The sequence below is a fragment of the Xanthobacter sp. NM-25 genome (genome assembly GCF_022138605.1).
In the GTDB taxonomy this organism is placed as follows: Bacteria; Pseudomonadota; Alphaproteobacteria; order Rhizobiales; family Xanthobacteraceae; genus Xanthobacter.
Map to the genome: position 1 here is coordinate 43,229 of NZ_JACBFS010000010.1, position 25,233 is coordinate 68,461.

Below are 25,233 nucleotides of genomic sequence, written 5' to 3' on the forward strand. Positions count from 1 at the left end.
GATCTACGCCCCACTTGCGGACGGCGCGTGAATTCGAACAGTCCGCTATTGATACTTCAGAACCAAAAGCGGCCAGTTAGCTACCGGCCCCCTTTTGCGGAAGGGGCCCTTGATGTTTCTCCCTCGGCCAATCAAGGCCAGAGAGAACTCACATGGGCCATTCTCAATTTGACGATGCCAGCCGCGAGCGTGCAGCTTGGAATGCCGGAAAGCTGGTCGGCACCAAGCGCCCTCTCACTCAGAAACAGATCTGGGCAATTCGATTCTTCCTCGATCGCGAAAGACGCATTCGTGACCGTGCGCTGTTCGATCTGGCCATCGACAGCAAGCTTCGCGGCTGCGACCTGGTCAAGATCAAGATCCGTGATGTGGTCGCCGGTCCGGGGATTAGGACTCGCGCGATCGTCGTCCAGCAGAAGACGGGGCGGCCCGTCCAGTTCGAGATCACCAGCGACGTGAGAGCGAGCCTGCTGGCCTGGCTGGAACGGCGCGGTGGCACCGTCGAGGATTATGCCTTTCCGAGTCGGATCGATCATTCGCACCACATGAGCACAAGGCAGTATGCTCGCCTCGTTAACGAATGGGTGACCGCGATCGGCCTGCGCCAAGAGGAGTATGGCACGCACTCGCTCCGTCGCACGAAGGCGTCCATGATCTACAAGGCGACGGGCAACATCCGCGCCATCCAGATCTTGCTCGGTCACTCCAAGATTGAGAACACCGTCCGATATCTTGGTGTCGACGTGGAGGACGCACTGCTGCTGGCAGAGCGGACAGAAATCTGACGTCGGGCGGCCATCCGAGCAGGCCCGGATGGCCGCTTTGACGCGCAGGATATGTTGCCTGCATGTCGATCTTGGGGTGGAGAGCGGGCTGGCTGCTTTTGAGGCGCCTCCGACGGCCTACCGTCACAAGCGGACGGAAAGACCAGCGCTTTTGCTGGCTCAGCTGGACCGCGCGCTAACGCAAATTTCCTGCCCTGGCGAGCCTGTCAGAAGCCTTCACAGCGCCTCCGGCCCATGATAGAACAAAACGCAAACGAATTGCGTTTCTGAGCGGAATCTGTAGCTTGCGCTCCGTGTGATTTCATTGGGGGAAAGCAATTGCAGCTCTCAGAAGAAGAGATCGAAAATCTCTCGATCGACAAGTTCATCTTTCATGTCGTTCATCATCGTAACGATGAGCCGATCTTGCTTGATGAGACGCCCATAGGGGAATTCGAGGATTTCTTCCTCGAGAGGGCGATGGAGACGTTACGAGGAAACCGGTTCACCTTCGCCGACGGTTCCATAACCAGGACACTGCTGAGGCAGGTCCTGGATGACGAAAGCCAGTTCGTACCGGTGTCAAAGACGCTCGCGCAGACATTTCACGCTGGCAGGGATAAGCGCATCAAGCCAGGCGTGATGATCTTGATGACGCTCGTCACCGGGCAGCGCAAGCTGTTGTCCGTGCTGAAATACGACCATGAAGAGGCAGTCACTTATGATATTACCGACGATGCAAAGGCGATCCTGAAGGCAATCGCGAATTCGTTCACGAAATCGGCTGACGCTCTGCAAAAGTCTGCCTTAATCGAGCTTGTCGATGGCGATGACGATGACAACATCGTTGTTGTAGACAAAACCGTTCGTCACGAGATCACCGACTTCTTCCGTGGATTTCTTGCATGCAAGCGCCTCTTCGATGACAAGCAAATGACTCAAGCTGTCGAGGAACTGGTCGTTGAGGTGGTCAAAAAGCATCAAAGCGACCTGCCGAACGATATCACGCAGAATGTGCGTGATCGGTACTACGACACGGTTCAGAAGCGCGATAAGTTCGATGCCGCCGAGTTCTTCGCAGAATTTTTCGGCGCACATGGCAGCGCTGCAGTGAGGGCCAGCTTCGACAAAGGTTTGGCCAAAAAGGGCATGGAAGGCGAGGTCTTCAAGTTCGACAAAGGTGCAGTAAAAAAGCAGCGTCCACAGAAGTATAAGACTGCTGAAGGTGTGAAGATCGATGTGCCGGAGCAGGCTTCAGATACCGTGAAAACGAAGACGACTGAAGCGGGTACCGTCATCACCATCACGACCAGCCGATTGACGAACCTATGACGCTCGATGAGATGATCGAACTCGGTGTCCTGTTTCAGCGAATGGCCGCATCGAAAGATGCGATCTTTGCCGAGACGAATTCGGTCTGCCGAGTCGATCAGGTCCCGAAAATCACCGCTGTGGACTTCAAACGGATTTCTGAATTGGCCTCAGCGCTGGCCAAGGCCAAGCGAGGAAAGCTGGCTGTGTTTGGGAGCATCAGCGGGGAAGTTGACCTCGCAAATGGGGACGTGTCGAGCATAGAGGGCGAAGCTGTTGCCGTTCGTCTGACGAAGAACATCGAAGCGGAGGCGGCGTATTTTGTCACTCGAAGAGGCTTCGAGGCCGCCCTCAGTGATGCAGAGTTCATGCGTGGCGTTCGCAAAATCTGGATCGCCGAAGACTTTTTGCCCTTTTCTACGAGATCATGCGTCTATTCGCCCTGGGGGAGCGCGATCGAACACAAGCACTTCGAAGACACCTTTGACAGCCCACGACGGTTGGTTCGGGACCAGAGCTATCTGTTGGCTCCAACTGACATCAGACCCTGGTACCTTATGATTCCAGGTGATGAGAGTTCCGGTGTTTTAGCCTCTTGGAAAGAAGCTGCCGTCAGGAACCTGATTTTTTGCCTGCCAACCGAAATTCGAGCCTCTGATGAGGCTAGACAGGTCGTGCTGAAGGGCGCCAGATCTGCCTTCGCTGATGTCGATCTCACCAAGCCGCAATCTCAGCTTTTTGACATTGTCACGGAAGCGGTCCGGTGGGTCTACGATCAACGGCGTGACACCGAGACGAAGTTCCACCTGCTCAACAACCACTTGGCGTTGTACTGGCCGGAGAAGGCCAAGTGGCCCATGGGTCTTGCAGGCGTGTTGGACCACGCGTTGGCCAGCGCTCGAGAGGCCTTTGCTTTCCACCTGCAAGACGACAGCAAGGAAGCAATCAAATCTTTAGGCGATCTCCGGAAGGCCCTGCAGGAAGACGTTGCGCGATCGCAGACAGCCACGCGCGATCTTTTGTCTGCTCTTTGGCGAGATTCAGCCATCGCGGGTGCGGCATTTGCTTTGCGTTCGGCTACAACCAACTCCTCTGCGATGAACATTGCCTCGTTGGGTGCGGCGGCTCTGCTGTTTGCGAGCTTGCTGACCACGGTGCTTTCCAATTGGCGATTTGATGTCCTCGCCAAGCAAGTGCGCGCGCAATGGCGGCAGCGCCTTTACGCCTTCATGTCCGAGAAGCAGTGGGTTGAACTGGTGATCCGACCAGTCTCTCGCGCTCGATGGGTTTATCGATTATCAGTTGTCCCGGTATTCGCAGTCTATATTGTGCTGATTGGTGCACTCTTATGGGTAGTGTATCCCGCCGAAGTGAAGGCGGTAGCGGGTTTTATCCTCGCCCTGCTGTCAGACGCTTGGCGTTCAATTGGCGACCTGTGGGATCGGTTTAAATCTGCTCCGATTTTACCGTCTTCGCCCCCATCTACACCAAAACCTTCATAAGCCTGGCCCGATATGTCCGCTCCAATATCAGACAGAACTTACGCGGATCTCCAATGACGGCCATGGGGTCGTTGACCGAACGTCCGCTTTCTCAGTTTCTCGGCCAGAACCGGACAGTCCGCTCCCGGCCCCAAACCGGCCCTTCGTCCTCACCGCAGCGAACTTCTGCTTCTGGCGCACTCCAGAGGTAATGGCAGCATCGCCCTCTCTCGCGTCAATGCGGCGGGATGCCATCCATCGGAGCGACGCGTTTTTGGGGTGGGGAGGTTGAGCCCCTCATCCGCGCGATCGAGAGTGAGAGGTTGGAGCGGATTTCCGTGACGGGTTGAGGGCAGGGAGAGAGGCTCCCGGCGCCCGTCGTGGAGTTTAGTCCCATGACTGAGGTTGAGGTTTTAGATGCGGGCCGGGAAGCGGCCGGCGGTTACAAGGTGGATGCGAGCCGCGGCGAGCGGAACGGCCGTGTGTCCTCCGAGTGGTTTTCCCGGCCGGCGGACGAGCGTTATCTGTCCCTGTCTGAGCTGTATGGCGCGGTGCGCGGTCGGTCCGACCGGAGCCGGACGCGCACCGTGGAGAGCGCCGCCATCCGCGTCGAGGCGAGCCGCGAGGTGCCAGACCGGCTGACGCTCACGCTGCCCGGGGCGGAGGCTCCGGTTGCGCCGACCCACTGGAGCTTCGGCCAGCTTGCGAGCCTCATCGGCGCGCCGGCCTCCTATCTGCGCCAGCTTCCGGCGCCGCTCGCCGGCATCAACCTGCAGCACGGCCTGCTCACGCACCGCGCCGAACAGGTGAAGACACTGGAGGTGGAGGACGGCCGCGTCGAGCTCCGGGCTGTGACCGGCCCCGACTATGGCCGCATCTATGACCATGAGCTGGTGGACGCCGTGCGCCGTATCGCCGGCAACGGCACCGGGGACACCCGTTGGAAAGTGCCTGGCGTGCTCGACTGGTCGACCGGCATCTACAATCCCCGCGTCGATATCACGAAGGACACGACCACGCTCTACGCCTCCGACCGGGACGTCTTCCTCTTCCTGGTGGACGATCTCAACCCCATCGAGGCCGGGCGGCTCCCGGACGGCTCCCCCGACCTGTTCTTCCGCGGCTTCTATTGCTGGAACTCAGAGGTGGGCGCCAAGACGTTGGGCATCGCGAGCTTCTATCTCAGGGCGGTCTGCCAGAACCGGAACCTGTGGGGCGTGGAGGATTTCGAGGAGATCACCATCCGCCACTCGAAGTATGCCGCATCCCGCTTCGCCCATCAGGCCGCGCCGGCCCTGGAGCGCTTTGCCAACTCCTCCCCCATGCCCTTCGTCAACGGCATCAGGGCGGCCCGCGAGCGCATCGTAGCGCGCAGCGACGAGGACCGCACCAAGTTCCTGCGCCGCAAGGGCTTCTCCAAGGCGGAGACGCAGAAGGTGATCGAGACCGTGCTCGCCGAGGAGGGGCGCAAGCCCGAGAGCATCTTCGACTTCGTGCAGGGCATCACCGCCGTGGCGCGGGACAAGCCGCACCAGGACGCCCGTCTCGATCTGGAGGCGCGGGCGAAGAAGCTCCTCGATCGCGCTCCCTGAGATCCGCAAAGCCGGAGATGGGGATTGCCGTGTCTCCGGCTTTGCGTTGTTCCGGATCATCGGCTTTGCGGCGCTGCCCTCAGAGGAAGAGGGTGGCGCCGTGCTTCGTGACGGGTTCGAAGTTGAGAGAGAGGTTCTCCGGCCGCCCGTCGCGGAGAAGCATCCCATGGCCACGTCCGTTCAGAAGATCACCCTTTCGTCCTCGCGGGACATCCCCTTCAACAAGCTGGTGCTCAGCCAGTCCAACGTCCGCCGGGTGAAGGCCGGCGTCTCCATCGAGGAACTCGCCGAGGACATCGCCCGGCGCGGCCTGCTCCAGGGCCTCAATGTCCGCACCGTGATCGATGCTGATGGCGTCGAGACCGGCATGTACGAGATCCCGGCCGGCGGCCGGCGCTACCGGGCGCTGGAGTTGCTGGTGAAGCGCAAGCGCCTCGCCCGGACGGCTCCCGTGCCCTGCATCCTGCGCGAAGGCGGCATTGCCGAGGAGGATTCCCTTGCCGAGAATGTCCAGCGCGCACCGCTGCACCCGCTCGACCAGTTCAGGGCGTTCCTTGCGTTGCGGGAGAAGGGCCAGTCCGAGGAGGAGATCGCGGCCGCCTTCTTCGTCTCGGTCGCAGTGGTGAAGCAGCGGTTGAAGCTCGCCTCCGTCTCGCCGAAGCTGCTCGACGTCTATGCCGAGGATGGCCTCACCCTCGACCAGCTCATGGCCTTCACCGTGTCGGGTGATCATGAGCGGCAGGAGCAGGTGCTGGAGCGTCTCGCCCAGGCTTACGACAAGCAACCCCATGCGATCCGGCGCATGATGACGGAGGGTGCGGTGCGGGCATCCGACAAGCGGGCCCGCTTCATCGGCATCGGGGCCTATGAGACGGCTGGCGGCACCGTGCTGCGCGACCTGTTCCAGGGGGACGACGGCGGCTGGCTGCAGGATGTCACCCTCGTCGATCGCATGGTGGCGGCAAAGCTCGCCATTGAGGCCGACGGGATCCGCGGCGAAGGCTGGAAGTGGATCGAGGTGGCGCCGGACTTTGCCTATGGCCACACCTACGGCCTGCGCCAGCTGCGGGGTGAGCCGACGCCCCTGACCGAGGAGGAGGAGGCAGCTCGGGCGAGGGCCCAGGCCGCATATGATCGCCTCTCCGAAGAATATGCCGATGCCGACGAGCTTCCCGAGGAGGTCGATGCGCGGCTCGGTGAGCTCGAGGCGGTGCTGGAGGCCTTTGAGACGCGCCCCCTCGCGTTCGATCCGGCGGAGGTCGGCCGCGCCGGCGCCTTCGTCAGCATCGCCCAGGACGGCAAGCTCCGGGTGGAGCGGGGATATGTCTGCCCGGAGGACGAGGTGCCGGTCGTGCAGGACGATGAAGCTCCCGCCGGGACCGATGGAGAAGACCATGCGGCCTCGGCCCCTCGTCAGGAAGCAGCCGTAGGTGATGCACCTGCGGAGCCCGAGGAAGAAGACGGCCTCGCGCCGATCTCCGATCGGCTACTTACGGAGCTGACCACCCATCGCACCCTCGGCCTGCGCCATGCCCTGGGCGAGCAGCCCGATGTCGCCTTCCTCGCTGCGGTCCACGCTCTGACGCTGAAGGCCTTCTACGTCTACGGCTCGGACAGCTGCCTTGAGCTCGACCTCAAGAGCGTGTCCTTCAACGCCCAGGCGCCGGGCCTCAACGACAGCGTTTCGGCCGAGGCCATTCGTGTCCGGCACGAAAACTGGGCCAAGGCTCTGCCCAAGGAGCCGGGCACGCTCTGGGACACCTTGAGCGGGTGGGAGCGTGACAGCCAGGCCGCCTTGTTCGCCCATGTGGTGAGCCTCTCGGTCAATGCGGTGCATGAAGCATGGAACCGCCGTCCCCGCGCCTTCGCCCATGCCGACCGGTTGGCGCAGGCGGTAGGGCTCGACATGGCGGCGGCGGGATGGAGGCCCACTGTTGACACCTTCCTCGGCCGGGTCACCAAGGCCCGCATCCTGCAGGCGGTGACCGAGGCGAAGGGGGAACGTGCAGCTGAGCGGATCGCCCACCTCAAGAAGGGCGACATGGCACGGGAGGCAGAAGCCCTCCTTGCCGACAGCGGCTGGCTCCCGGAGGCGCTGCGGAACCAGCCCTCCGACACCGCCGGCGAAGAGACGGCGGAGACCGACGGCGAAACGGCCATGGGCGAAGGGGAAGACCTCGCCGACACTGAGGAGCCCGAAGTGATCTCCTCCTCGATTGCTGCCGAATAATCCTCCCCGGGCAACCTGGCCCGCCGTCCGTGGCTCCGCGATCCCCCCATCGCGTGGCCGGACGGCGGGCTTTTCTCTTGGAGCGTCCCTATGACGGATGCTGCGCACGATCTCGCACGGCGGCTGGGGCGGCAGGCGGAGGCAGTTTGCCGCCATTATCTCTCCGCGGGTCGGCGGCAGGGGCACTATTGGCAGGTGGGCGATGCTCGCAACTCGCCCGGCCGCTCCATGTTCGTGCGGCTGACGGACAGCGTGAAAGGCCATGCCGGCAAATGGACCGATGCGGCGACGGGAGAACACGGCGATCTCCTCGACGTCATCCGGGAAAGCCGAGGTCTGCCCAACTTCAGCGACGTGGTGGCCGAGGCTCAAGCCTTTCTGCACATGCCCCGATCCTGGCAGGTCGCGGAAGCTCCCGTGTTCAGGACGAACAGCCCTTCACGTGACCCTGTCACCTCGGCATGTCGTCTCTTTGCGGCCGCAAAGCCGATTCCGGGCACAATCGTGGAGACGTATCTGCGGAAGCGCGGCATCACGGCTCTGCACGAAACCGGAAGCATGCGCTTTCACCCGCGCTGCTATTACCGCCCGGATCCACGCGAGCCCATTCAACCCCGGCCGGCCATGATCGCCGCCGTCACCGATCTCAGACAACGAGTCATGGGCATCCACCGGACATGGCTCGCTCCCGACGGATCGGACAAGGCAAGCATCGCCACGCCCCGACGTGCCATGGGCCACCTGCTGGAACATGCCGTTCGCTTCGGCAGGCCTGACAACGTTCTGGCCACCGGCGAGGGCATCGAGACCATCCTTTCCGTGCGGACCGTGCTGCCCAGCCTCCCGATGGCAGCGGCGCTCTCGGCCGCTCACCTTGCCGTCGTCGCATTCCCACCCGACCTGCGGCGGCTCTACATCGTCCGCGACAACGATCCTGCCGGCGACAGGGCACGGGACAGCCTTATCGCACGAGCGGCTTCTGCCGGGATCGAGGCCATCGTGCTCTCACCAGCTCTCGGAGACTTCAACGAGGATCTGCGCGCCTTTGGCGTCGACGCGTTGCGAGCGGGACTCCGATGTCAGCTTGCACCTGATGACGTCGGCCGCTTCATGGTGCTGAGCCCGTGAGCTGGAGCGACAGGGAGCGGGAATGCTCTGACGTCACGCTCTGATGCCCACCGTTGCTAGAGGATCCGCAGCCAGGCCTTCCAGAGGGCGATCGGCCGGCAGTCGTTCCGGACCGGCAATGGCTCCGGCCGGTGATTTTCCGGCGGCGGTGTTTCCCCACGACGCAAGCGTCGCGGGTCCCGACACACGCCTTTCCATCGCGAAGCAAAATCGCCGGCCTCCGCCATCCTCCGCTGCCGCTCCGGCCCCGCGTTTCCCGCGGGGTGCAGGTCCGTCCCGCCCGCCGGCTTCGTCGCCATGAAGGCCGCAAGGCTGCGGTCCAATCGACGGAGCCTCCCATGAGCACCGAGCACGACGAACCCCACGCCTCTTCTCCCACTGATCACCTGCTGCAGGAACTTCAGCTCTACGGCTACCGTCCCTTCGGGGACGAGCCCGATTCCCGGCCGCTTCCCGAAACTGACCGTATCACCGGCGCAATCGCCGATATCTTCGATGCGCTGATCGCGACACTGCAGGACACCCGCCTGGAGCCCGACCTTCCCGACCTCCTTTGGTCGACCGTCCATCTCTTCCACCGTGCCGCCGGCCGCATCTCCGGTACCCTCGACGACAATGAGCAGGGCCAGCGCCGTAGCCAGCAGGAGCAGGACGGCAGCGAGGTGCGCTCGGTGGAACTGGAACGTCTGATCGTCGAGGGGCAGAGCCTCATGGAGCGCCGCGATGCCTTCGAGCTGATGCGGGATGAAGCCGCCGATGCCTTCGAGCGGCACACCGGCTCAGCCTGGCGCCCACGCGCCGGATCCCTAGTGAACCATCGGCACCTGACCTCAGCTCTTATCGACAGCCGCGACTTCCTCGCCGCCCGCAGGCGGGCGGAGACCGAGGTGCTGATACCCGCAGGTCCGAAGATCGCCTTCTCCGGCGGCGACACGGTGGACCACAGGCTCATCTGGGCGAAGCTCGATCAGGTCCGCGCGAAGCACCCTGACATGGTGCTGCTGCACGGTGGCTCACCCAAGGGTGCCGAAAGGATCGCCGCCTGCTGGGCTGATGCCCGTAAGGTGCCGCAGGTCGCGTTCAAGCCCGACTGGACACGCCACGCCAAGGCCGCCCCCTTCAAGCGCAACGACCAGATGCTCTCGGTCACGCCCATCGGGGTCATCATCTTCCCCGGCACGGGCATCCAGGACAATCTCGCCGACAAGGCCCGCAAGCTCGGCATCCCCGTCTACCGGTTTGGGTCGGGCGGCGCATGAGCGCTGCCCTTCCTTCATCGTCGGAATCGGATTTCACGGTGCGTCACCGCTTTTCACGAGATTGCGGTTCCCATCATCGGTTTTCAGCGGACAAGCGAGCGGGACCACCGCTTATCACGGGTGGAGCTCAACGCGCCTCCTGAGCCCGACCATGCAGGCAAATGGCTGCACCCGGTGCTCTTCGAGCAAGAGACCACCCCCGCTTTCCTGCGCTGTTCCTTGGTCCGACCGAGGGCCTGACGCCATCAACCCGCAAGGGGTCGGCTACGCACAGCGTGCCGCCGTTGCGGCTTTGCCTCCACGGTGATTGCGGCCCGCGGCCGGACCCGTCGGGCGCCTGTCAGCGGGGGATGTTCCTCCGCTTCGAGCAGGAGCCGGACCCCATGTCCTCCACCGATGCACAGGCCTTCGCCCTCAGCCTCGCCAAGACCTTGATGGTCGTCATCGTGATCTTCCGCGCCGGTGACGGCACTCTGTCCGTTGTGCCTGCCGACGAGTTCGACGGCGACGCCTCCCAGATCATCCGTGAGATCGACCCCTTCGGGTCCTAACAGGAGTGAAACGAGACGCCTCAATCTACTTGGTTCAGGGCTCCCAGTTGGCCGATGATGAAATCAGCGCGGTCGGCAGCCGATACCCTGGGCAGGATCGTCACCTCATAGCCGAGCTTCGGAAAGGCTGCGATCAGGCGCTCATATTCGGCAATCGACGCCGACAAATCGTGCTGGCGCGCGTCATCGCCGCTGAAGATCTCTGGCCATGGGGGTGTCATAAAGACAGTGCGATTGTAGCGATGGGCATTGCAGAGCGTCTCGGAAATGGGCTCCCCGGTTGCGTATTCAAGCGCAACGGCCGCATCGACAAGCCCACGGTCAAAAAAGACCCATCCGCTCTGGGCAAGCGCCGTGGACCTGTCTTCCAGCGCCATGGCGATCGCAAGTCGCGCGAAAGCGGCCAGATCCACCCAAGGCAGATCCGATCCGCCGCCGCTGATCTGCTCGGCGACAATGCGCCGCCCTGGCTCCTCGACCACGGCAAAGCCACGGCGTGCAAGCTCGGCGATCAGTGTCGACTTGCCCCCGCCGGAGCAACCCGAAATGACGACATAACGATCCATACCCACCATCTCATTTGGCGCGGTAACGCGGTGTTTGAACTGACCCGCGGTGCACACGATCTCGGCCTTCGATCCTTGCCTCATGGGGACATCAGGCTGACCAGTGCAGCCTCGCCATACGCTCTGTCCAGCCCCTGGCGCGGGCCTTGGAGCGACACGACCCGATCAGGCAAGAGCAAATCAGCGGGGCGACATTTCCCATGTCGTCGAGGATGCGATGGCGACGGCGAAAGGATCGAGGCACGAGGCCGCGAGTGCGCAAGCATGGCAGGGCTTGGTGACAAGCTTCGCGCGGTTGCGCGCGAGCCATCGCATGGCCGGTGAGGAAAGCGTTCCACCCGTTGGTCCTGTCAGTTCGAAGCACACGCAATGGCCGGAAAATGAAGAGGTCAACACCGGTGAAGGTTGGGCCGCCTTCGTGCAGGGCCCGTGAGAGATCGCCATCTCCTCCTTATCTCCAACCGTTGATCGCGCGCACCAGCTGGCCTCTTCCATGGCCTGATCTGGCCGAAGGCCGGCTGCGCCTCGACCGCCTCTGCCGCAATGGCGGCGTCGGGCTTTCTTCCCCTGAGCGTTCCGCCCATTCCTCGCGGGACAAGAAAGTCCTCCTTGGCCATCAAGCCCCTGCCGGGGTGCGGCGGCAGTCGCCTTCCGCCCTTCGATCGCCATCGAGGCCGCAACGGTGCGGGCTCGGAAACGGAAGACGGAGATCGACAATGGCCACCATCGGCACTTTCAAGAAGATCGGCGCGAACGAGTTCACCGGCGAGATCGTCACCCTCAGCGTTCAGGCCAAAGGTGTGCGCATCGTCCCCGAGCTGCGCGCCAATGGTGAGAATGCTCCCAGCCACCGGGTCCTGGTGGGTCGGATCGAGATCGGCGCCGCCTGGTCCAAGCGCTCCAGCGAGGGGCGCGACTATCTGGGCCTCAAGCTCGACGATCCGAGCTTCAACGCCCCGATCTACGCCAACCTCTTCGACGACGAGGACGGCGACACCTTCTCGCTGATCTGGTCCCGCCCCAGCGGGCGACGCGGCGAGTGAGCCGCCCAACGCCCCGGCCGGCTCCGGCCGGGGCTCTCACTTCGAAGTCAGCAGTTGCCAACCGGTCCCGCGCTTCACTCGACCGGGTTTTCGGGGCCGCTCGGCACGTCCGCGGCGGGTCTCTTCAGCAAGGCGGCGGCGTCGAGCTCAAGGGCGCCGGCCAGGCGATCTACGACATCGATGCTGGCGTTATAGACGCTGCGCTCCAACGAGCTGATATAGGTGCGGTCGATCCCGGCTCGATGGGCGAGCTCTTCCTGCGACAGGCCTTTGGCGAGCCTCGCAGCCTTCAAATTCCGGGCGAACACCTCTCGGATCTCCATGGTCGAGAGAGCATCGCCTTGATGAGTATTTCACCACGGAGTATTCTCTACAAACGCGACCGTGGCAGTGGTGTCATTGGAAGTCGTGTAGGATTTTGGGAAGAACCCGATCTTGAGAGAAGTGGCAGGCAGACATGGTGACTGCGGCGTTCGAGGACATTGCACCGACGGGTCCCGAACTGACGGACTATGACCGGGCCCACATCAGGCTCTATGCCCGTCTGCTTGATGCAACGGCGGATGGCGCCGGCTGGGAGGAGATCGCCGCGGTGCTGTTCGGCATCGACGCGGCTCGGGAGCCCGAGCGCGCCCGTCATGTTCACGACACTCATCTTGCCCGAGCACGATGGATGGCCGCCGGCGGCTATAAAGACCTTCTCCGCAGCCCCGCCTGAGTCGACAGGGGTGATGCCGCAAGCGCATCACGCGATGCCTTTTAGCCGGCTTCTCACGCCCCTCTCAATCCCCGATTGTCTTTGCTCAATGCGCACGCCTCTGATGCGGAGACGAGTGAATGAAGCCGGACACATCGCGCTGGCGGGATAACGCCAGCTACGATTACTTCGACGACCTGTCGGTCGAAGGCCTCGCCTGGGAATGCCTGCGCCGGGACGAAGCCTATCAGGATCATTATCAGTCCATCGTGACCACCGGCACCGACGCCGAGCCGCTCCCCCGGGAGGTGGAGCAGCGCTGGGGGCTGCGATTTCGCAGCACGCCCTGCCATGAGCGCCGTCGAGCAGACCGTTTTGTGGTCTCCCATCGTCGACCCGGCCGTCGTGCTTCTTGGTCCATCGCCGGATTTCTTGGCCGGCGCACACATGAACGTCCTCGACAACGTTTCTGTGGTGCAAAGTAGCCCTGAGGGGAAGCTTGCCATCCTTGGCTTGGCCGCGCGTTCGTCCCAACTCCTTGCCTTGCCGGGCTCTGTTTCTGACGCGCCTATCGCTGCGATCATTCCGCTGGACACCGATATCGTGGGCCGCGTGGAAGCTTTATCCCGCTTTTGGCGCACCATCGAAGGTCGCCCGGCGCTCCCCGACACGCGGATGACCACACAGCAGCGACAGCGCCTGCGCGCCATGATGCTGGCCGCAGACGGACGCACTGACGGCGCCAGCTATCGCGACATCGCATTCGCTCTCTATGACCAGAGGCGCATCGCTGCCGAGCCTTGGAAGACCTCGTCGCTGCGCGATCGCGTCATCGGTCTCGTCAAGGGCGGCCGAGCGCTGATCGCCGGCGGCTATCTCAAGCTCCTGCGTCATCGTCGGCGACCATAACAGCATCGCCGAGACGTTCGGGGTGGGCATTTTACGCCCCTCAACTTCCCCATCCCTCACGACGGCCGCCCTTCGCCACCGTGATCGCCATCCGCCGCTGATGATCAGTGGCCCGATAGCGCCCACGGAGGTTCGATCCATGCGCCCCGATGCTGTCCCGCTGCCGCCGCGCTATCTGCGCACCAAGGAAGCCGCCGTCTTCCTCAGCCTCTCGCCCCGGACGCTCGAGAAGCACCGCACCTACGGAACTGGTCCCGCCTATCGCAAGCTCGGCGGACGCGTCGTCTATTCCGTCGAGGATTTGCAGGCCTGGGTGGCCCGAGGCGCCGTCACCTCCACCTCCGATCCGCGCGGCTCCATCCTGCCGGCCAAGCGTCATTCCATGTCTGGCGTCCTGCCGGGCAGCCTGGCGCGCTGAGCGGCCATTTCGTCATGGCCGCACCGCACCGCTCTCCGCAACCTGGCAGACAGCTTGAGCTCTTCCGCGCACTCCCCGGCGCCTTCGCGCCCCGCGATGCGCAGGATCTCATGGCCTATCCCTTCTTCTCCCTCGCCAAGACCCACCGTGTCGCCCCCATCGATTTTGTCTCCGGCGACATCGCGATCCGGGTCGAGGCGGTGCCCGACCATGGCATGGCCACCATCTGGGATGCGGATATCCTGATCTGGGCGGCCAGCCAGATCGTCGAAGCGCGCGACGCCGGCCTGCGCACCTCGCGCTTCATGGCCGCGACGCCCTACGAGATCCTTCGGTTCGTCGGCCGGGGCACATCGATCAGGGACTATCAGCGCCTGAAGGCCGCCCTGGACCGCCTGCAGTCCACCACAGTGTCCACCTCCATCCGCCAGAGAACGGAGGGCCGGCGCCACCGCTTCTCCTGGATCAACGAGTGGAAGGAGCGCACGGATCGGGATGGCAAGCCCGCCGGGATCGAGCTCATCGTCCCCGACTGGTTCTATTGCGCCATCGTCGAGGACGCGCTCGTCCTCACCATCGACCGGGAGTATTTCGACCTCACGGGCGGGCTGGAGCGCTGGCTCTACCGGATTGTGCGCAAGCATGGCGGGCGGCAGCGCCGGGGCTGGCGCTTCGATTTCCGCCACCTCCACCTCAAATCCGGCAGCCTCTCGCCCTTCAAGCGCTTCGCCTTCGAACTGCGCGACATCGTCCGCCGTCAGCCGTTGCCGGGCTACACCCTGTTCACGGAGGTGGAGATTGGCGGGCGGGTGCTTCTCACCTTCGAGCCGTCGGCGTCCTGTGGAAAAGCTGTGAAAGCCTTCGTGCCATCCGGAACCCGGACTGGCGTGCCATCGGGAACGGGCCTCCCGTGCCATCGGGAACCGAAACAGGTCTCAAGCCCAGGTGATGAAAATGAAAATTGCACCCCTAACTTAGAATCTAACATAGAGTCTAACCTTAAAAGGCGCGCAGGCGATGTGGATAACTGCCATCTCCCGTACGCTTCTCAAGATGATGGTCTTCCGTCTTTCCGTAAAGACGGATTTCACGCTCCCGATCCTTTGACAGCAGGAAAAGCGATGCTTGCCGACACATCGGGAGCATCCCGATGATCGTCGCGCTGCTCAACCAGAAGGGCGGCGTCGGCAAGACGACGCTCGCCCTTCATCTCGCCGGCGCGTGGGCGAGCCGCGGCCAGCGTGTCACGCTCATTGACGCGGACCCGCAGGGCTCGGCCCTGGACTGGTCGCAGCAGCGCAGCCGCGAGGGGTTGCCGCGCCTGTTCGGCGTCGTCGGCCTCGCCCGCGATACGCTGCACCGGGAAGCCCCCGAGCTGGCACGCGATGCCGACATGGTCGTCATCGACGGACCGCCCCGCGTCGCCGGCCTGATGCGCTCGGCCTTGCTCGCCGCCGATCTGGTCCTGATCCCGGTGCAGCCATCACCGCTCGATGGATGGGCGTCCGCGGAGATGCTCGCCCTCCTCAGCGAGGCGCGCATCTATCGCCCGGAGCTTGTCGCGCGCTTCGTGCTGAACCGCTGCGGCGCTCGCACCGTGCTCGCCCGCGAGACCGCCGAGACGCTGGCGGATCACGATCCGCCCGTGCTCGTGAGCACTGTCGGCCAGCGCGTCGCCTTCGCCATGTCCGCTCAGTCCGGACGGCTCGTCGGCGAGCTCGACGAGGGTGGGCCAGCAGCGCGGGAGATCATTGCGCTCTCCGCCGAGATCGCCGGCCTCGCCGGTTCGAGATCTACGCCATGACCCGGCAACGAACGCGCAAGGGCTTTGCCGCGCGTCCGGCCGATCCAGAGCACTGGATCAAGGACGCCGACACGAGGCCGGTTGGCCATGGATCAGCCGAAGCCTTCACCGCGCGGCTCACCATCGACATCACGGCCGACCTGCGCGGGCGCATCAAGATCGCCGCCTTCGGACGCGGCCAGACCGTCGCGGACATGCTCCGCGAGCTCCTCACCCGTGAATTTCCTCCCACCTCAGGAGAGGCCTCATGATGAGCACGCCGGCGCCATACTCCGTTCCCCGACCCATCGCCCCGTCACCGGCCGCGCCGACCGCAGATCCGCTCACCCATGTGGAGCTGACCTGGATCGAGAAACGGATCGAGAACTGGATCCGCTTCGGCCGGCCGGTCCATGCGCAGACCCTCGACCGCAGCCGCCGCATCGTTTCCTTCGCCCCAGGCGCCATCTTCGCGCTCGTCCGTTGGGCTGCGAACGACTTCGGCACCGTGGTGTCGCGCATCGACATCGTGCGGGCCGTGGCGCCGGGCGAGGCTTATCAGACGCTGCCCTTCGTGCGCCCCGGCGGCGAGATCCTGCTGCGCGCGGACGGCTGGCCGAAGGTGGAGAAGGTGCTCCAGCACATGGATGCCGTCGATGCCCTCGGCATCCATGGGGCCGACGTGGCCCCGGATCACTGGCGGCATGTCCACAATCGCCTGGCGGCCGGCCACGCGCTCCGAACCTACACGGTCGAGCGCCATCAGGCCTGGCTCAAGCGGCGGGAGTGCGAACAATGACCCGCTTCGGCTATGCGATGGTGACGTATTTCTCGGTGATGGGGGTCGCGGCGGCCTCCTTCGTTCCGACACCGCTGAAGCTGGTGTGGAACGTCTCCGCCAGCGCACCCATCGGGCTCTACGCCATCGAGCCGGCGCGCAGGCTCGAGGTCACGGACCTCCTCGCCATTACGCCTCCGGCGGCACTCGACCGCTTCCTGGTGGCGCGCGGCTATGTGGGGGCTGGTGTGCCGCTGATGAAGCGCGTGGCGGCGCTTCCCGGCCAGGAGGTTTGCCGGAAAGACCGCTCCATCACCGTGGATGGCGTGTCGTACGGCGAAGCATTGGAGCGCGACCGCATGGGGCGTCCGCTGCCGGTCTGGCGCGGCTGCAGGCGCATCGCCGCAGGCGAGCTCTTCCTCATGAATTTCAACGTGCCCGACAGCCTCGACGGACGCTACTTCGGGCCACTGCCGGCCAGCACCGTGATCGGCCGCGCGGTGCCGATCTACACCGACGAGGCCGGAGACGGACACTTCGCCTGGCGCGCACCGACACGCTGAGCGCGGCCGAGCAAAACCACCATCAGCTTCGAGAGGCCATCATGCTGCAGGCGGATTTGTTCCTGCGTGTCCGTCCCCCGACGGACAAATCAAAAAGAGCGCGCGCCCGCCGCGGCGCGATCGTCTTTATTCTCCTTTCCGGAATGCCTTTCGGCTGGGCGAGTGCTGCCCTGTCGGCAGAGGCTTCGGCAACACACAAGCTGCCGGTACCGAGCGAACCCTACGCGGATCTCATCGCGGAAGCGGCGGAGCGCTTCGACATTCCCTCCGTCTGGATCCGAAGCGTGATGCGCGCGGAAAGCGATGGCGCTGCGCGCGCGACATCGCCGAAGGGCGCCATGGGGCTGATGCAGATCATGCCCGAGACCTGGGCCGAACTGCGCATTCATTACGGCCTCGGCGACGATCCCTATGACCCGTACGACAACATCATGGCCGGCGCGGCTCATCTGCGGGAGCTGTTCGACCGCTACGGCAACCCCGGCTTCCTCACCGCCTACAATGCCGGGGCAGGACGCTATGATGCAGCTCGGAAGGAGCGACCCCTGCCGGCGGAGACGCGCGCCTATGTCGACAAGCTGGCGTCGGACATTGCACACCGTGAAACCGAGCACGACGCGCGGAAGCTGTCCGCTCCTCCGGCGGTCGAAGCGGCATCCTGGGCCCGGTCTTCGATCTTCGCCGTGCCGCCGATCCGGGTGCCGGCTGCAGATCCGGTGTCACCCGATCGTGCACAGCCGGTGCGTGACGTGCGCGATGTCTCGGCGATCGTTCCGCAGTCTGATGGGCTGTTCGTTGCTCGCGGCGGCACGGGAGGCGCGCCATGAGTACGGCCGCGCCTATGCGCACCCTGTCGGGCTTTCTCGTAGTGGGGCGCATGTCTGGAGAGGAGACGCAAGAAACAACCGATCGATGGCAAGAAACAACCGATCGATGGCGAGATAAAAGGGCGCAGGGTGCGCTGCGGTCGGGCGGTTGTTTTTGCTTGGGAATTTTGAGCCAAACGCACATTGCGGCGCTGTTTGGCAATGTGCGTCGAACGCTCAAGCCATTGGTCCTGTTTGCTTTCTCGCACATTGCGGGCGCGCGTCATGGCCGATGAGCATGAGTTCCGCGTCCGGCCGGGCCGCATCCGCTCCTCTCGTGCACAGCGGGCACGCCCTTTCATCGCCCAAGCCCTCGCGGCGGCCCAGAAGGCCGGCGGGCACGTCTCCCGGTCCGGCCGCATCTCCTCGGGCACCCGCTCGCGCTTCGGCCGCGGCCGGGCGGCGAGCATCGTCGCCAATCGGTTCCTCACCGGGCGCTCGCGCGTCGTGGTCATCAAGACCCGCGTGGTGCGGCACTCGGTGCGGGCTGCACCGCTCTCGGCTCACCTCTCCTATCTGCGTCGGGAGGGCGTGACCCGGGATGGGGAGAAGGCCCGCCTGTTCGGGCCGGGCGCTGAGGAGGGAGACGGCTGCGCCTTCGCGGAGCGATGCGCCGACGACAGGCACCATTTCCGCTTCATCGTCTCGCCCGAGGATGCGGCGGACATGGCCGACCTCAGGTCCTTCGCCCGCGATCTCGTCGGGCAGATGGAGAAAGACCTCGGCACGAAGCTGGACTGGGTTGGCGTCGACCACTGGAACACCGACAATCCCCACCTCCATATCCTGGTGCGAGGCCGGACAGATGACGGCCAGGATCTGGTCATCTCCCGCGACTACATCAAGGAGGGTATGCGCGCCCGCGCGCGGGACCTGATCACTCAGGAACTGGGGCTACGCACCGATCTCGACATCCACCGCGCCGTCGAGCGGCAGGTGGAGGCGGAGGGCTGGACCCAGCTCGACCGTCAGCTGCTTCGGGACCAGCGTGAGGCCGGCGTGATCGACGTGGCGCGCCATGCCGATGGCGGGCCGGACGCTTTCCTGCCGCAGAAAGTCGGCCGGCTGCGCAAGCTCGAGGCCCTCGGGCTCGCCGATGAGATCGGTCCCGGCCAGTGGGTGATCGACGAGAAGGCCGAGGCGACGCTGCGGGCCCTCGGCGAGCGGGGCGACATCATCAAGCGGATGCATCGGGCGCTCACTGCCCAAGGCATCGAGCGGGGCACGGCCAGCTATGTGCTCGCCGGCGAGAGCCTGGATGCTCCCGTCATCGGCCGTCTCGTCGATCGCGGCCTCGATGATGAGTTGAAGGGCACGGCCTATGCCGTCGTCGACGGCGTGGATGGGCGTACCCACCACATCCGGCTGCCCGACCTCGATGCGGCAGGCGACGGCGCGCCCGGCGCCATCGTGGAGCTTCGGCGGTTCGAGGACGGGCGCGGCCAGCAGCGGGTCGCGCTGGCCGTCCGCTCCGACCTTGACATCGAACGCCAGGTCACGGCTTCGGGCGCCACCTGGCTCGACCGGCAGGCGCTCAGCCGCGCGCCGGCATCGCTCTCCGAAGGCGGCTTCGGCGCCGAGGTGCGTGAGGCTATGGAACGCCGCGCCGACCATCTGGTCCGGGAGGGGTTGGCCGAGCGCCACGGCCAGCGTGTCACCTTCGCCCGGGACCTGATCGAGACTTTGCGCCGGCGGGAAGTGGACGCGCTGGGCGAGAAGCTCTCCGGGGAGACGGGGCAGCCTTTCAACCGATCAGGATCGGGACACTATGTCTCCGGCACCTATCGCCAGCGCTTCGCGCTCGCCTCTGGCCGCTTCGCCATGATCGACGACGGCCTCGGCTTCCAGCTCGTGCCCTGGACGCCGTCCCTCGAGAAGCAGCTCGGCAAGCACATCTCCGGCGTCGCCCGCTCAGACGGCGGCATCGACTGGTCCTTCGGCCGCAAGCGCGGCCTCGGCCTCTAACTTGCTAATCACTGGAGCACCGCATGTCCGCGACCAAGATCCTTTGGGGCCAGATCCTCCTTGTCCTCGCCATCGTGCTCGCCACCACCTGGGGCGCCACGCAGGTCGTGGCCTGGCGGCTGGGCTTCCAGGACCAACTGGGACCGCCCTGGTTCCTGATGGGGCCCTGGGCCGTCTACCCTCCGCCCGCTTTCTTCTGGTGGTGGTATTTTTACGACGCCTATGCGCCGGCCATCTTCGTTGAGGGGGCGATCATCGCCGCCTCGGGTGGGTTCCTGTCCATCGCCGCCGCCATCGGGCTTTCGGTGTGGCGGGCGCGGGAAGCGAAGCGCGTCGAGACCTATGGCTCCGCCCGCTGGGCCGAGCCGGACGAGATCCGGTCAGCCGGACTGCTCGGGCCCGATGGCGTGGTGCTGGGGCGCCATGGTCGGGACTATCTGCGCCATGACGGACCGGAGCACGTTTTGTGCTTCGCACCGACCCGGTCGGGCAAGGGCGTCGGCCTCGTCGTACCCTCGCTGCTCACCTGGCCCGGCTCGGCCATCGTCCACGACATCAAGGGCGAGAACTGGCAGCTCACCGCAGGCTTCCGGGCGCGGCACGGGCGGGTGTTGCTGTTCGACCCCACCAATGTGCGGTCCTCCGCCTACAATCCCCTGCTGGAGGTCCGCCGCGGGGAATGGGAGGTGCGGGACGTCCAGAACATTGCCGACATCCTGGTGGACCCGGAAGGCTCCCTGGAAAAGCGCAACCACTGGGAGAAGACCAGCCACGCCCTCCTCGTGGGCGCCATCCTCCACGTGCTCTATGCCGAGCGGGACAAGACCCTGGCCGGTGTCGCCGCCTTCCTCTCCGATCCCCGGCGGCCCATCGAGACGACGCTCGCGGCCATGATGACGACGGCGCACCTCGGGGAGGCGGGTCCCCATCCGGTGATCGCCAGCGCCGCCCGCGAGCTGCTCAACAAGTCCGAGAACGAGCGGTCCGGCGTGCTCTCCACCGCCATGTCCTTCCTTGGGCTCTATCGCGATCCCGTGGTGGCAGAGGTGACGCGGCGCTGTGATTGGCGTATCACCGACCTTGTGGCAGGTGCCCGGCCGACCACACTCTACCTCGTCGTGCCGCCGTCTGACATCAACCGGACCAAGCCGCTTATTCGGCTGATCCTGAACCAGGTTGGTCGCCGCCTCACTGAGGACCTGCAGGCGAAGGCCGGTCGCCACCGGCTTCTCCTGATGCTGGACGAGTTCCCCGCGCTCGGGCGGCTCGACTTCTTCGAGAGCGCGCTCGCCTTCATGGCGGGCTACGGGCTAAAGAGCTTCCTCATCGCCCAATCTCTGAACCAGATCGAGAAGGCCTACGGGCCGAACAACTCCATCCTCGACAACTGCCATGTGCGGGTGAGCTTCGCCACCAATGACGAGCGCACCGCCAAGCGCGTCTCCGATGCCCTCGGCACTGCCACCGAAATGAAGGCCATGAAGAACTATGCTGGCCACCGACTCTCCCCCTGGCTTGGTCACCTCATGGTCTCCCGCTCGGAGACAGCCCGTCCGCTTCTGACGCCGGGCGAAGTGATGCAGCTTCCGCCCGCCGACGAGATCGTCATGGTGGCCGGCACGCCGCCGATCCGGGCGAAGAAGGCGCGCTACTATGAGGATGAGCGGTTCAGGGAGCGGGTACTGCATCCGCCGGAGCTCTCGGCTCCTTGCGATCGCCAGACCGACGACTGGACGGTACTTCCGTTGCCCGCGCCATCGCAACTGAGCCTGATGGTCGAGGAAAGTGACGATGAGGACACAACCGGCTCGGAGCAACGGCGCCAGCCGGAGCTTGCACGAGTAGAGACGGTGGAGACGTCGCAGCAAGTGCGGAACGAGTTCGAGATCGATCTGGTCGATGAGACTGAAGACGACGTGGCCCGGACCAGTCGCATGACGGGCGTCATGCAGGGCGTCGCGCGTCAGGTCTCGCTCGATCCCAATGATGGCATGGAGCTGTGATAGCGATGACCCCACGCAAGAAGAAGGCTCAGATCTCGGTCTATCTGGATCCCGCGACGATGGGGCTGCTGGCCGACTATGCCGCGCGGCGCGGCCAGCCTCAGTCCCTGATCGCCGAGGCGGCCATCGCGTCCTTCCTGTCGCCGGACGCCGCGGAGCAGCGGGAAGCTGCAATCGCCAAGCGCCTCGATCAGTTGGACCGACGGATGGCCCGGCTGGAGCGGGACCTCGGCATCTCGGTCGAGACGCTGGCAGTGTTCGTGCGGTTCTGGCTGGCCACCACGCCGGCATTGCCTGAGCCGGCGGCCCAGGCAGCCCGAGCCAAGGCGGGGGAGCGATATGAGGCGTTCGTCGCGGCGCTGGGGCGCCGGCTCGCGAAGGGGCCGAGGCTGGCGCATGAGGTTTCTGAGGACAGCGGCGCTTATAAAACGTGAGAAAGGGGCCCTCCGCCAGAGGACTAAACCGCTGCCGCGGTAGCGGCCCTGCATGAAGGGCGGCTGGCTATTTTCGATGTGGCGCCCGGCATCCGCGGGCGGAGCATCACGGGGTTTCTCAACCTTTGGAGAGCCCCCATGGACGCTTCCGAGCATTCCACCAACACGCGGCCAGCCATCAGCCCGCTGCGGCAGCGGATGATCGAGGACATGACCATCCGCCGGTTCGGCGACCACACCAAGCGCGATTACATCCGCCAGGTCGCCGCGTTCACCGCCTTCCTCGGCCGGGCGCCGGATCAGGCCGAGCCCGAGGACCTGCGGCGCTACCAGCTGCATCTCGCCAGCCTCGGCGCCAGCTATGCCCGCATGAACCTCGCCTGCACGGCGTTGCGCTTCTTCTTCCACGTCACCCTCGGCCGGGCGGGGTTCGGCGACCGGATGGCCCGCATCCCGACGCCCGAACGACTGCCCGTGGTGCTCAGCACCGAGGAGGTGGCGCTGTTGCTCGCCCATGCGCCGAACCTCAAGTACCGGGCCGCGCTCAGCCTCGCCTATGGCTGCGGCCTACGGGTGTCGGAGGTCGCCCACTTGAAGGTCGCCGATATCGACAGCGCGCGGATGCTGATCCGCGTCGAGCAGGGCAAGGGGCGCAAGGATCGCTACGTGATGCTCGCGCCCGACCTGCTCGACCTGCTGCGTCGCTGGTGGAAGGAGCGGCGGCCGCAGGGCTGGCTGTTTCCCGGCCGCGACCCGGGCCAGCCCATCACCACCCGCCAGCTCGACCGGGCCTGCAGGACCGCCGCCTCCGCCGCCCGGCTGGACAAGCGCGTCTCCATGCACACCCTGCGGCACAGCTTCGCCACCCACCTGCTGGAGCGCAAGACCGATATCCGCGTCATCCAGGTGCTGCTCGGCCATCGCAAGCTCGACACCACGGCGGTCTATACCCGCGTCGCCCTGAAGACCTTGCGCGAGGTGGAGAGCCCGCTCTCCTTGCTGACCCCGCCGCCCCTGTGAGCCGTGCCGGTCCGTGGCGCGGCCTGCGCTGGAGGTCGCGGATATCCTGAACGCCCATGGCGATGCCTATGAGAAGGCCCACGCCGGGCATCTCAGCCGCGGCCAGTTGAAGGTGATGTCGGCGATCCGCTCCTGCCGCACGGCGGTGCTCGGCGGGCATGTGGCGCGCTGTGCCGGCTGCACCCATCTGGAGATCGCCTACAACTCCTGCCGCAACCGGCACTGCCCGAAGTGCCAGGAGGCGACCGCCCGGGACTGGCTCGCCGCCCGCCAGGCTGAACTGCTGCCGGTGCCCTATTATCATCTTGTCTTCACCCTGCCGGCCGCAATCGGCGCCATCGCCTACCAGAACAAGGCGGCGGTCTACGACCTGCTGTTCAGGGCCTCGGCCCAGACGCTCACCACCATCGCCGCCGATCCCCGGCATCTCGGCGCCCGCATCGGCATCACCGCCGTGCTCCACACCTGGGGATCTGCGCTCACCCATCATCCCCACATCCATGCTGTGGTGCCTGGCGGCGGGCTCTCGGCAGACGGCGTCCGCTGGATCTCCGGCCGGGCCCGGTTCTTCCTGCCGGTGCGGGTGCTGTCCCGCCTGTTCCGGCGGCTCTTCCTCGACGGTCTGCGCGCGCTGCATGCCGCCGGCCGGCTCGCCTTCTTCGGCGATCTCACACCACTGGCGGAGACGCCTGCCTTCGAGGTGCTGCTCGCGCCCCTGCGCCGCGCCGAGTGGGTGGTCTATGCCAAGCGCCCCTTCGCCGGCCCTGCCGCAGTGTTGGCCTATCTGTCGCGCTACACCCACCGTGTGGCGATCTCAAATAGCCGGCTCCTTGCCTTGGACGACCGCGGCGTCACCTTCCGCTGGAAGGATTACCGCGCCAGGGCCAAGGCCGCGGGCAATGGCTGGATCAAGGCCATGACGCTTCCGGCGGATGAGTTCATCCGCCGCTTCCTGCTCCATGTCCTGCCCGACGGCTTCCACCGCATCCGGCACTACGGCCTGTTCGCCAGCGCGGTACGCGCCGCCAACATCGAGAGGATCCGCGCGCTGCTGGGGCCGCAGGAGGAGAGCACGCACCCGACGCCTTCTGCTGAGCAGGAGAAAGCCGACGAGCGGCCGCGGTGCCGCTGCTGCGGTGGCCTCATGACCATCATCGAGACCTTCGCTCGCGGATCACTACCGCGGACCTGGTCCGCTGAACCCATCAGGATCGACAGCTCATGGGCACCGCGCCCGTTCCCCGGTATCAGGCTCTCGTCGCAGGCCATGCCATCTCCGGCATCGGGGCCGTGTGCGCTCTGCCATCCGCGAGGCCACTTCCATCATCATCGCGGCACCAGAAAGATGTTGCCGCCACGACGCCCCGTGCACGATTGGACTGGGTGGGTACCACCCAGTGCCTGGATATCCGCCCCTCGATCGGTATTTCCCCCGTCGACGCCCGCCTCAAATCCCCATAGCACCGCAAAGACCTCGACCGTCGCGCACGTCGGACCGCGGTTTCCTCCCCTGGGGGCTTTCCGACGCCGGCCCGCGCGCCCAGCCTCACCCTCGTGATCGGGCCGGCATCCGAAACCCTTCACAGATACAGACATTGACGAGGTGTTTAAAGCCGGACGTTGTAGGTCGATCTAATCGAGCGCAACTGCACGTTCGTCCATGCTCCGATCAGATACCAGGCCACTATCGCAATTCGCTTAATCGATCAGTGGATCAATGGCTTGAAAGGCTTTCGCGAGCGATCTCCGTTGTCGAGAAATGCTGCCCGATCCGTGCCATCCTATTGCGTTTTCGGCGCCAAGGAGGAGAAAGTCGCGCCCTTCGTTCCACAATGCATTTCGGCCCCGTGGGTCGCGTGAGCCATAGGACGG

General features: G+C 65.0%; 26 protein-coding genes and 1 pseudogene. 25 read left to right on the forward strand and 2 right to left on the reverse strand.

From position 1 onward, the window contains the following. The first annotated feature begins 152 nt into the window (after positions 1 to 152). The 8 genes from MEU52_RS20925 (at position 153) to MEU52_RS20960 (ending at position 10,316) form a co-directional block, all read left to right on the forward strand. A complete protein-coding gene (locus MEU52_RS20925; protein ID WP_238123824.1) occupies positions 153 to 785 on the forward strand; it encodes a tyrosine-type recombinase/integrase in 633 nt (210 codons plus the stop codon). Between the two features lie 318 nt (positions 786 to 1,103). Beyond that, complete coding sequence (locus MEU52_RS20930; protein WP_238123823.1) at positions 1,104 to 2,096, forward strand: nucleoid-associated protein; 993 nt, start codon at positions 1,104 to 1,106, stop codon at positions 2,094 to 2,096. After that, a complete protein-coding gene (locus MEU52_RS20935) occupies positions 2,093 to 3,577 on the forward strand; it encodes a hypothetical protein (RefSeq protein ID WP_238123822.1) in 1,485 nt (494 codons plus the stop codon). The genes MEU52_RS20930 and MEU52_RS20935 overlap by 4 nt, the downstream gene beginning before the upstream one ends. 374 nt (positions 3,578 to 3,951) lie before the next feature. After that, positions 3,952 to 5,148, forward strand: coding sequence for a hypothetical protein (locus tag MEU52_RS20940; RefSeq protein ID WP_012112594.1), 1,197 nt, complete (start codon positions 3,952 to 3,954; stop codon positions 5,146 to 5,148). A 166-nt stretch (positions 5,149 to 5,314) separates the two neighbouring features. Further along, positions 5,315 to 7,378 (forward strand): ParB/RepB/Spo0J family partition protein, encoded by a 2,064-nt coding sequence (locus tag MEU52_RS20945; RefSeq protein ID WP_012112595.1) that lies wholly within the window; start codon positions 5,315 to 5,317, stop codon positions 7,376 to 7,378. 90 nt (positions 7,379 to 7,468) lie between these two features. Beyond that, positions 7,469 to 8,506 (forward strand): DUF7146 domain-containing protein, encoded by a 1,038-nt coding sequence (locus MEU52_RS20950; protein ID WP_012112596.1) that lies wholly within the window; start codon positions 7,469 to 7,471, stop codon positions 8,504 to 8,506. A gap of 338 nt (positions 8,507 to 8,844) precedes the next feature. Continuing rightward, a complete protein-coding gene (locus tag MEU52_RS20955; protein WP_238123821.1) occupies positions 8,845 to 9,765 on the forward strand; it encodes a DUF2493 domain-containing protein in 921 nt (306 codons plus the stop codon). A 383-nt stretch (positions 9,766 to 10,148) separates the two neighbouring features. After that, entirely contained in the window at positions 10,149 to 10,316 is a 168-nt protein-coding gene (locus tag MEU52_RS20960) for a hypothetical protein (protein ID WP_238123820.1), read from the forward strand. 20 nt (positions 10,317 to 10,336) lie between these two features. Here the strand turns inward: MEU52_RS20960 and MEU52_RS20965 are convergent, their stop codons facing one another. Next, the gene (locus tag MEU52_RS20965; RefSeq protein ID WP_238123819.1) at positions 10,337 to 10,882 is read right to left on the reverse strand and encodes an AAA family ATPase; all 546 of its coding nucleotides are present in this window, start codon (positions 10,880 to 10,882) and stop codon (positions 10,337 to 10,339) included. Between the two features lie 716 nt (positions 10,883 to 11,598). Here MEU52_RS20965 and MEU52_RS20970 point away from each other — a divergent pair. Then, complete coding sequence (locus MEU52_RS20970; protein ID WP_238123818.1) at positions 11,599 to 11,925, forward strand: DUF736 domain-containing protein; 327 nt, start codon at positions 11,599 to 11,601, stop codon at positions 11,923 to 11,925. A gap of 74 nt (positions 11,926 to 11,999) precedes the next feature. On the opposite strand, the gene MEU52_RS20975 is transcribed toward MEU52_RS20970, so the two are convergent. Continuing rightward, a complete protein-coding gene (locus MEU52_RS20975; RefSeq protein WP_238123817.1) occupies positions 12,000 to 12,248 on the reverse strand; it encodes a helix-turn-helix domain-containing protein in 249 nt (82 codons plus the stop codon). A gap of 134 nt (positions 12,249 to 12,382) precedes the next feature. Between MEU52_RS20975 and MEU52_RS20980 the strand changes: the two genes are divergently transcribed. From MEU52_RS20980 to MEU52_RS21055, 16 genes and pseudogenes are all read left to right on the forward strand, one after another. Then, positions 12,383 to 12,643 (forward strand): DNA -binding domain-containing protein, encoded by a 261-nt coding sequence (locus tag MEU52_RS20980; protein WP_238123816.1) that lies wholly within the window; start codon positions 12,383 to 12,385, stop codon positions 12,641 to 12,643. Between the two features lie 119 nt (positions 12,644 to 12,762). After that, a complete protein-coding gene (locus MEU52_RS20985; protein ID WP_238123815.1) occupies positions 12,763 to 13,107 on the forward strand; it encodes a transcriptional regulator domain-containing protein in 345 nt (114 codons plus the stop codon). Then, complete coding sequence (locus tag MEU52_RS20990) at positions 13,070 to 13,531, forward strand: DUF2285 domain-containing protein (RefSeq protein WP_238123814.1); 462 nt, start codon at positions 13,070 to 13,072, stop codon at positions 13,529 to 13,531. Before MEU52_RS20985 ends, MEU52_RS20990 begins: the two co-directional genes overlap by 38 nt. A 139-nt stretch (positions 13,532 to 13,670) precedes the next feature. Continuing rightward, the gene (locus tag MEU52_RS20995) at positions 13,671 to 13,949 is read left to right on the forward strand and encodes a helix-turn-helix transcriptional regulator (RefSeq protein ID WP_238123813.1); all 279 of its coding nucleotides are present in this window, start codon (positions 13,671 to 13,673) and stop codon (positions 13,947 to 13,949) included. Positions 13,950 to 13,963: 14 nt separating this feature from the next. Beyond that, complete coding sequence (locus MEU52_RS21000; RefSeq protein ID WP_238123812.1) at positions 13,964 to 15,103, forward strand: replication initiator protein A; 1,140 nt, start codon at positions 13,964 to 13,966, stop codon at positions 15,101 to 15,103. Next, complete coding sequence (gene parA / locus MEU52_RS21005) at positions 15,100 to 15,753, forward strand: ParA family partition ATPase (protein WP_238123811.1); 654 nt, start codon at positions 15,100 to 15,102, stop codon at positions 15,751 to 15,753. Before MEU52_RS21000 ends, parA begins: the two co-directional genes overlap by 4 nt. Then, entirely contained in the window at positions 15,750 to 16,004 is a 255-nt protein-coding gene (locus MEU52_RS21010) for a hypothetical protein (RefSeq protein ID WP_238123810.1), read from the forward strand. The genes parA and MEU52_RS21010 overlap by 4 nt, the downstream gene beginning before the upstream one ends. Further along, positions 16,001 to 16,531 (forward strand): DUF2840 domain-containing protein, encoded by a 531-nt coding sequence (locus MEU52_RS21015; RefSeq protein ID WP_238123809.1) that lies wholly within the window; start codon positions 16,001 to 16,003, stop codon positions 16,529 to 16,531. The genes MEU52_RS21010 and MEU52_RS21015 overlap by 4 nt, the downstream gene beginning before the upstream one ends. Beyond that, on the forward strand, positions 16,528 to 17,073 hold the full coding sequence (locus tag MEU52_RS21020) for a S26 family signal peptidase (protein WP_238123808.1): 546 nt from the start codon (positions 16,528 to 16,530) through the stop codon (positions 17,071 to 17,073). The genes MEU52_RS21015 and MEU52_RS21020 overlap by 4 nt, the downstream gene beginning before the upstream one ends. Positions 17,074 to 17,114: 41 nt before the next feature. Further along, on the forward strand, positions 17,115 to 17,900 hold the full coding sequence (locus MEU52_RS21025; protein ID WP_238123807.1) for a lytic transglycosylase domain-containing protein: 786 nt from the start codon (positions 17,115 to 17,117) through the stop codon (positions 17,898 to 17,900). Then, positions 17,897 to 18,175: a hypothetical protein gene (locus MEU52_RS21030; RefSeq protein WP_238123806.1), complete on the forward strand. Its 279-nt coding sequence runs from the start codon at positions 17,897 to 17,899 to the stop codon at positions 18,173 to 18,175. Before MEU52_RS21025 ends, MEU52_RS21030 begins: the two co-directional genes overlap by 4 nt. Beyond that, entirely contained in the window at positions 18,165 to 19,904 is a 1,740-nt protein-coding gene (locus MEU52_RS21035; RefSeq protein ID WP_238123805.1) for a relaxase/mobilization nuclease domain-containing protein, read from the forward strand. The genes MEU52_RS21030 and MEU52_RS21035 overlap by 11 nt, the downstream gene beginning before the upstream one ends. A 23-nt stretch (positions 19,905 to 19,927) precedes the next feature. Continuing rightward, complete coding sequence (locus MEU52_RS21040) at positions 19,928 to 21,907, forward strand: conjugal transfer protein TraG (protein WP_238123804.1); 1,980 nt, start codon at positions 19,928 to 19,930, stop codon at positions 21,905 to 21,907. A 5-nt stretch (positions 21,908 to 21,912) separates the two neighbouring features. Continuing rightward, positions 21,913 to 22,341: a hypothetical protein gene (locus MEU52_RS21045; protein WP_012112614.1), complete on the forward strand. Its 429-nt coding sequence runs from the start codon at positions 21,913 to 21,915 to the stop codon at positions 22,339 to 22,341. 138 nt (positions 22,342 to 22,479) lie between these two features. Continuing rightward, positions 22,480 to 23,361, forward strand: a complete 882-nt coding sequence (locus MEU52_RS21050) for a tyrosine-type recombinase/integrase (RefSeq protein ID WP_238123803.1) — start codon at positions 22,480 to 22,482, stop codon at positions 23,359 to 23,361. 13 nt (positions 23,362 to 23,374) lie between these two features. After that, positions 23,375 to 24,583, forward strand: a pseudogene (locus MEU52_RS21055) (IS91 family transposase); the annotation flags it as partial. Between the last annotated feature and the right edge of the window lie 650 nt (positions 24,584 to 25,233).

Bases quoted from the DNA above. Each gene is read 5' to 3' on its own strand.
- MEU52_RS20925 (WP_238123824.1), top strand. From the start codon at position 153: ATGGGCCATTCTCAATTTGACGATGCCAGCCGCGAGCGTGCAGCTTGG.
- MEU52_RS20935 (WP_238123822.1), top strand. From the start codon at position 2,093: ATGACGCTCGATGAGATGATCGAACTCGGTGTCCTGTTTCAGCGAATG.
- MEU52_RS20940 (WP_012112594.1), top strand. From the start codon at position 3,952: ATGACTGAGGTTGAGGTTTTAGATGCGGGCCGGGAAGCGGCCGGCGGT.
- MEU52_RS20945 (WP_012112595.1), top strand. From the start codon at position 5,315: ATGGCCACGTCCGTTCAGAAGATCACCCTTTCGTCCTCGCGGGACATC.
- MEU52_RS20950 (WP_012112596.1), top strand. From the start codon at position 7,469: ATGACGGATGCTGCGCACGATCTCGCACGGCGGCTGGGGCGGCAGGCG.
- MEU52_RS20955 (WP_238123821.1), top strand. From the start codon at position 8,845: ATGAGCACCGAGCACGACGAACCCCACGCCTCTTCTCCCACTGATCAC.
- MEU52_RS20960 (WP_238123820.1), top strand. From the start codon at position 10,149: ATGTCCTCCACCGATGCACAGGCCTTCGCCCTCAGCCTCGCCAAGACC.
- MEU52_RS20965 (WP_238123819.1), bottom strand. From the start codon at position 10,882: ATGGATCGTTATGTCGTCATTTCGGGTTGCTCCGGCGGGGGCAAGTCG.
- MEU52_RS20970 (WP_238123818.1), top strand. From the start codon at position 11,599: ATGGCCACCATCGGCACTTTCAAGAAGATCGGCGCGAACGAGTTCACC.
- MEU52_RS20975 (WP_238123817.1), bottom strand. From the start codon at position 12,248: ATGGAGATCCGAGAGGTGTTCGCCCGGAATTTGAAGGCTGCGAGGCTC.
- MEU52_RS20980 (WP_238123816.1), top strand. From the start codon at position 12,383: ATGGTGACTGCGGCGTTCGAGGACATTGCACCGACGGGTCCCGAACTG.
- MEU52_RS20985 (WP_238123815.1), top strand. From the start codon at position 12,763: ATGAAGCCGGACACATCGCGCTGGCGGGATAACGCCAGCTACGATTAC.
- MEU52_RS20990 (WP_238123814.1), top strand. From the start codon at position 13,070: ATGAACGTCCTCGACAACGTTTCTGTGGTGCAAAGTAGCCCTGAGGGG.
- MEU52_RS20995 (WP_238123813.1), top strand. From the start codon at position 13,671: ATGCGCCCCGATGCTGTCCCGCTGCCGCCGCGCTATCTGCGCACCAAG.
- MEU52_RS21000 (WP_238123812.1), top strand. From the start codon at position 13,964: ATGGCCGCACCGCACCGCTCTCCGCAACCTGGCAGACAGCTTGAGCTC.
- parA (WP_238123811.1), top strand. From the start codon at position 15,100: ATGATCGTCGCGCTGCTCAACCAGAAGGGCGGCGTCGGCAAGACGACG.
- MEU52_RS21010 (WP_238123810.1), top strand. From the start codon at position 15,750: ATGACCCGGCAACGAACGCGCAAGGGCTTTGCCGCGCGTCCGGCCGAT.
- MEU52_RS21015 (WP_238123809.1), top strand. From the start codon at position 16,001: ATGATGAGCACGCCGGCGCCATACTCCGTTCCCCGACCCATCGCCCCG.
- MEU52_RS21020 (WP_238123808.1), top strand. From the start codon at position 16,528: ATGACCCGCTTCGGCTATGCGATGGTGACGTATTTCTCGGTGATGGGG.
- MEU52_RS21025 (WP_238123807.1), top strand. From the start codon at position 17,115: ATGCTGCAGGCGGATTTGTTCCTGCGTGTCCGTCCCCCGACGGACAAA.
- MEU52_RS21030 (WP_238123806.1), top strand. From the start codon at position 17,897: ATGAGTACGGCCGCGCCTATGCGCACCCTGTCGGGCTTTCTCGTAGTG.
- MEU52_RS21035 (WP_238123805.1), top strand. From the start codon at position 18,165: ATGGCCGATGAGCATGAGTTCCGCGTCCGGCCGGGCCGCATCCGCTCC.
- MEU52_RS21040 (WP_238123804.1), top strand. From the start codon at position 19,928: ATGTCCGCGACCAAGATCCTTTGGGGCCAGATCCTCCTTGTCCTCGCC.
- MEU52_RS21045 (WP_012112614.1), top strand. From the start codon at position 21,913: ATGACCCCACGCAAGAAGAAGGCTCAGATCTCGGTCTATCTGGATCCC.
- MEU52_RS21050 (WP_238123803.1), top strand. From the start codon at position 22,480: ATGGACGCTTCCGAGCATTCCACCAACACGCGGCCAGCCATCAGCCCG.